This window comes from Spiroplasma sp. ChiS (assembly GCF_002968355.1).
Lineage (GTDB): Bacteria > Bacillota_I > Bacilli_A > Mycoplasmatales > Mycoplasmataceae > Spiroplasma > Spiroplasma citri.
This window is the reverse complement of sequence record NZ_PUUH01000015.1, coordinates 1-3530: the sequence shown is the minus strand read 5'-3', so window position 1 is coordinate 3530 and position 3530 is coordinate 1. Positions and strand designations below refer to the sequence as shown.

Genomic DNA, 3530 nt, shown 5'->3' with positions numbered 1-3530 from the left:
TGGGGGAACCGGTTTTGTTCTATCTGTAAAATCTAAATTTTTAAATGTTAAAACTTTAACTTTATCATCTTCTAACGGATAATTACTATAAATTTCATCTGTCAATAATTTCATAGTTTGCGACAAATAAGTTAAAAGTAATGTTTTACCAGTTCCTAACTTACCAATAATTACCGATAACGGATTATCTCAAACAAAATTTACTAACCGAAAAGAATTTAACTGATAAAAAATATTTTTTCACAATCATCACAGAAAATATATACATTGCAAAGCAAATAATATTCAAAATACTAAACCAAGACAATACAAAGAAATTATCCAAAGTAATAAATCAATTAAACTAAACAAAAGCAGTCAACCACTAATATAAAAATAGTTTTTAAAGAAAAATATAAATTTTTTCATTATTTAAAATACCCAACTATTTTAAAAATCATTCATAATAAAAACCAAGTTAAAAACAAAATCACAATTCAAAAACCAACCATCAAAGTTAAATATTCATTTTGTGTTAAATTTCACATTGTAATACTTTCAACATTCGTTTTATCTATAAACAAAAATATATGAATAAAAAACTCTTTTAATTTAATTCAATCATTTTGCATTTTTAAAAACTCCACATTTTTTGAATAAGTTTAAAAAACATTCCAAAAAACAAAACAATAAATAACACAAACGATATAACATATAAAAACTCAGGGGCATTTGCAACAATAATATAACTAACAAATTGAACTCAATAATCATATAAACTCATTTAACTTAAGTCTTTCAAATCATTAATTAATTCTTGTTCTTTTTCAACACTTCAATTTGTTAATTAATATAATTCACGCTTCACCTAAGAAAACCATTATCTCAGGTAAAATATTTGTTATACCTTCTTTAACTTTTCATAATGCACTAGTCAAACCAGTTCAAATCCCAGTCATACCCTCAGTCATAGTTTTAGGTGTAGATGCTGTTAAAAAATTAAACGCTGTTGTTAAATACATACCTAACATTATTTTTTATCCTCCTTTCTTTCAATTTCTTTTTTATCTTTTTTCTTTACTCGAATTTGACGAATTTTTTGGTAAATTAATAAACAAAAATAAAGAAAAATTGCTAATACAATAACAACACTAAATATTGTCGTTAATCAAGTTGGCATATTACATCTCCTCTCTAAAAATATTGCGGCACGCTTCGCGTGTTCGCTACGCTCAAAATAAACTATATTGAATAAATTACCGCTAATAAATTACGCGGATAATTTATTCATTTTCTTTTACATTATTAATTACTATCTTATTTACAGTATTAATAACAATATCTTTTCCATACTTAATTACTAAGAACCGCAAAATAAAATAATGTTTCTTTTCAATAAAAAATCAACTCCTTTCAAAGTTGATTTGTTGCACTTTGATTACAAAATGCATTTTTTAAAAAGAAAAATCGGTTTTTTCGCCTTATTTTATGGTACATTTAATAAGTGAGGTGAAATTAAAATAATGAAAGCATTTGATTATGAAGACATTCAATTAATTCCAGAATTATGTGTTGTCAATTCTCGAAAAGAATGTGATACAACTGTTAAATTAGGAAAACATACTTTTAATTTACCTGTCGTCCCTTCAAATATGGCAACGGTAGTTAATGAAGAATTATGTGAAAAATTAGCAGAAAAAAATTATTTTTACATTATGCATCGTTTTAACGTAGATCAAGTTAAGTTTATTAAACATATGAAAAGTAAAAACTTAGTTACATCAATTTCAGTTGGGGTTAAATCAGATGATGCTGCATTAATCGAAACATTAAAAAAAGAGCAATTAGTACCTGACTATATTACAATTGATATTGCTCACAGTCATGCTTTTAGTGTAAAAAAAATGATTGAACATATCCGTAAACATTTAGGTCATGAAACATTTATTATTGCAGGTAATGTTGGAACGCCAAAAGCTGTTCGTGATTTAGAACAATGAGGCGCTGACGCAACAAAAGTTGGAATTGGACCGGGCAAAGTATGTATTACTAAATTAAAAACTGGTTTTGGTAATGGTGGATGACAATTATCTGCTGTTAAATGATGCAGTAAAGGTAGCTCAAAACCAATTATTGCTGATGGTGGATTACGGGTTAATGGTGATATTGCAAAATCAATCCGAATGGGCGCAACAATGTGCATGATTGGGAGTTTATTTGCTGCACACCAAGAATCACCTGGTAAACAAGTTGATAATAATGGTATTAAATATAAAGAATATTTTGGCTCAGCAAGTGAATATAATAAAGGTGAAAAACGTTATGTTGAAGGTAAAAAAGAATTAATTGAAATTCGTGGCAGCATTTTTGAAACATTACGTGAAATGACAGAAGATTTGCAATCATCAATTTCATATGCTGGAGGTAAAGATCTTTCGGCCATTAAAAAAGTTGATTATGTAATTTTAAAAGATATTAATTTTTAAAAAAAAATCCCATTTTAAATGGGATTTTTTTAACGAAAACTACGTGATTGTTCTTGTTTATAACGTCTTTTTTCTTTTTTGCTCATTCAGTGTTCACGTTTTCGGGCTTCTTTTCTTTTAACTGAAGAAACCTTGTTAAATCGTTTTAACGCTTTGTCTAGCGGTTCTCCTGCTTTGACAACAACAGTAGCCATAATATTTCAACTCCTAAAACTATATAAATTAACAATATCATCTTATCACACTTTTTTTAACAAAACAAACTTTTCTGATTTTATGTATGCATAAAATTAAAATATTTATTGGGATGTAAATATTTAAATTAATCTCCTAATATTCATATCATAAATTACCTTAATAACATATTTTTATTTTTTTTAACCTTTGTTAAAATTTCATAATTATTATTACCAATTGCTAATTTTTCTTGGACAACTGTTTTAATTTTTTGCGTTAAAAAAAGAAACCCTGCCATTGCTTGTTCATAATCTGTTATAACAATTTCTTGAAAAAGACCTTTTTCAAGTGAATTAGTCAAGAAAAGTAGACTAATAAAAAATGACTAAAGGTTTAGGTTCCTGTATTCAACAGGACTTAGGCCTTTTAATTTTGATTGTGGTCTAAAATTTATTATAAAAATAAATATACTTAGGTAAATTACTTATAATTCATTTTGTAGTTCTCTTTTTTCTTGAAATTTGATTTAAAAATTCACTTTTCATTGTACCAAATCATGATTCAGTATGGGTATTATCATATGGATTACCTCGTTTAGACATTGATATTTTAATTCCTAAATAATTGCAAAGTCTTTGATAATTTTGATTTGTGTAATGAAATCCTTGATCAGATTGTAAAATTCATGTTTTAGGTTTACGAGCTTTTATTCAAGCATTAATAATATTTTTTAAAACAAAATTAGTACCTAAATTATTACTAATTTGATAGTCCAAAATTTGGTTATTATGAAAATCTTTGACAATTGATAAATAATAAGTTTTTTTTGATAGTCCAAAATTTGGTTATTATGAAAATCTTTGACAATTGATAAATAATAAGTTTTTT

Annotated in this window: 9 protein-coding genes and 1 pseudogene; 1 reads left to right on the top strand and 9 read right to left on the bottom strand. The window is 25.9% G+C overall.

Annotated features, from left to right (window positions below; all coding sequences use genetic code 4):
- From C6B38_RS01380 to C6B38_RS09550, 5 genes and pseudogenes are all read right to left on the bottom strand, one after another.
- Window positions 1-408, bottom strand: a pseudogene (locus C6B38_RS01380) (hypothetical protein); the annotation flags it as partial.
- Entirely contained in the window at window positions 408-611 is a 204-nt protein-coding gene (locus C6B38_RS01375) for a DUF2649 family protein (RefSeq protein WP_105298370.1), read from the bottom strand. The gene C6B38_RS01375 and the pseudogene C6B38_RS01380, both read right to left, overlap by 1 nt.
- A 174-nt stretch (window positions 612-785) precedes the next feature.
- On the bottom strand, window positions 786-1010 hold the full coding sequence (locus C6B38_RS01370; RefSeq protein WP_105298369.1) for a hypothetical protein: 225 nt from the start codon (window positions 1008-1010) through the stop codon (window positions 786-788).
- Entirely contained in the window at window positions 1010-1159 is a 150-nt protein-coding gene (locus tag C6B38_RS01365; RefSeq protein ID WP_105298368.1) for a hypothetical protein, read from the bottom strand. The genes C6B38_RS01370 and C6B38_RS01365 overlap by 1 nt, the downstream gene beginning before the upstream one ends.
- Window positions 1160-1262: 103 nt before the next feature.
- Complete coding sequence (locus C6B38_RS09550; protein WP_162475789.1) at window positions 1263-1412, bottom strand: hypothetical protein; 150 nt, start codon at window positions 1410-1412, stop codon at window positions 1263-1265.
- A 90-nt stretch (window positions 1413-1502) separates the two neighbouring features.
- On the opposite strand from C6B38_RS09550, the gene C6B38_RS01360 reads away from it, so the two are divergent.
- Window positions 1503-2465 carry a GMP reductase gene (locus tag C6B38_RS01360; protein ID WP_105298367.1) on the top strand — a complete coding sequence of 321 codons (963 nt, stop codon included), beginning with the start codon at window positions 1503-1505 and terminating at the stop codon, window positions 2463-2465.
- A 29-nt stretch (window positions 2466-2494) separates the two neighbouring features.
- Here C6B38_RS01360 and rpsU read toward each other — a convergent pair whose 3' ends face one another.
- The 4 genes from rpsU to C6B38_RS01345 form a co-directional block, all read right to left on the bottom strand.
- Window positions 2495-2659 carry a 30S ribosomal protein S21 gene (rpsU, locus tag C6B38_RS01355; protein ID WP_004028656.1) on the bottom strand — a complete coding sequence of 55 codons (165 nt, stop codon included), beginning with the start codon at window positions 2657-2659 and terminating at the stop codon, window positions 2495-2497.
- Between the two features lie 155 nt (window positions 2660-2814).
- Window positions 2815-3003 carry a hypothetical protein gene (locus tag C6B38_RS01350; protein ID WP_105298366.1) on the bottom strand — a complete coding sequence of 63 codons (189 nt, stop codon included), beginning with the start codon at window positions 3001-3003 and terminating at the stop codon, window positions 2815-2817.
- 24 nt (window positions 3004-3027) lie between these two features.
- On the bottom strand, window positions 3028-3072 hold the full coding sequence (locus C6B38_RS12220; protein WP_334199046.1) for a hypothetical protein: 45 nt from the start codon (window positions 3070-3072) through the stop codon (window positions 3028-3030).
- Window positions 3073-3085: 13 nt separating this feature from the next.
- Window positions 3086-3418 carry a DDE-type integrase/transposase/recombinase gene (locus C6B38_RS01345; RefSeq protein ID WP_233485470.1) on the bottom strand — a complete coding sequence of 111 codons (333 nt, stop codon included), beginning with the start codon at window positions 3416-3418 and terminating at the stop codon, window positions 3086-3088.
- Between the last annotated feature and the right edge of the window lie 112 nt (window positions 3419-3530).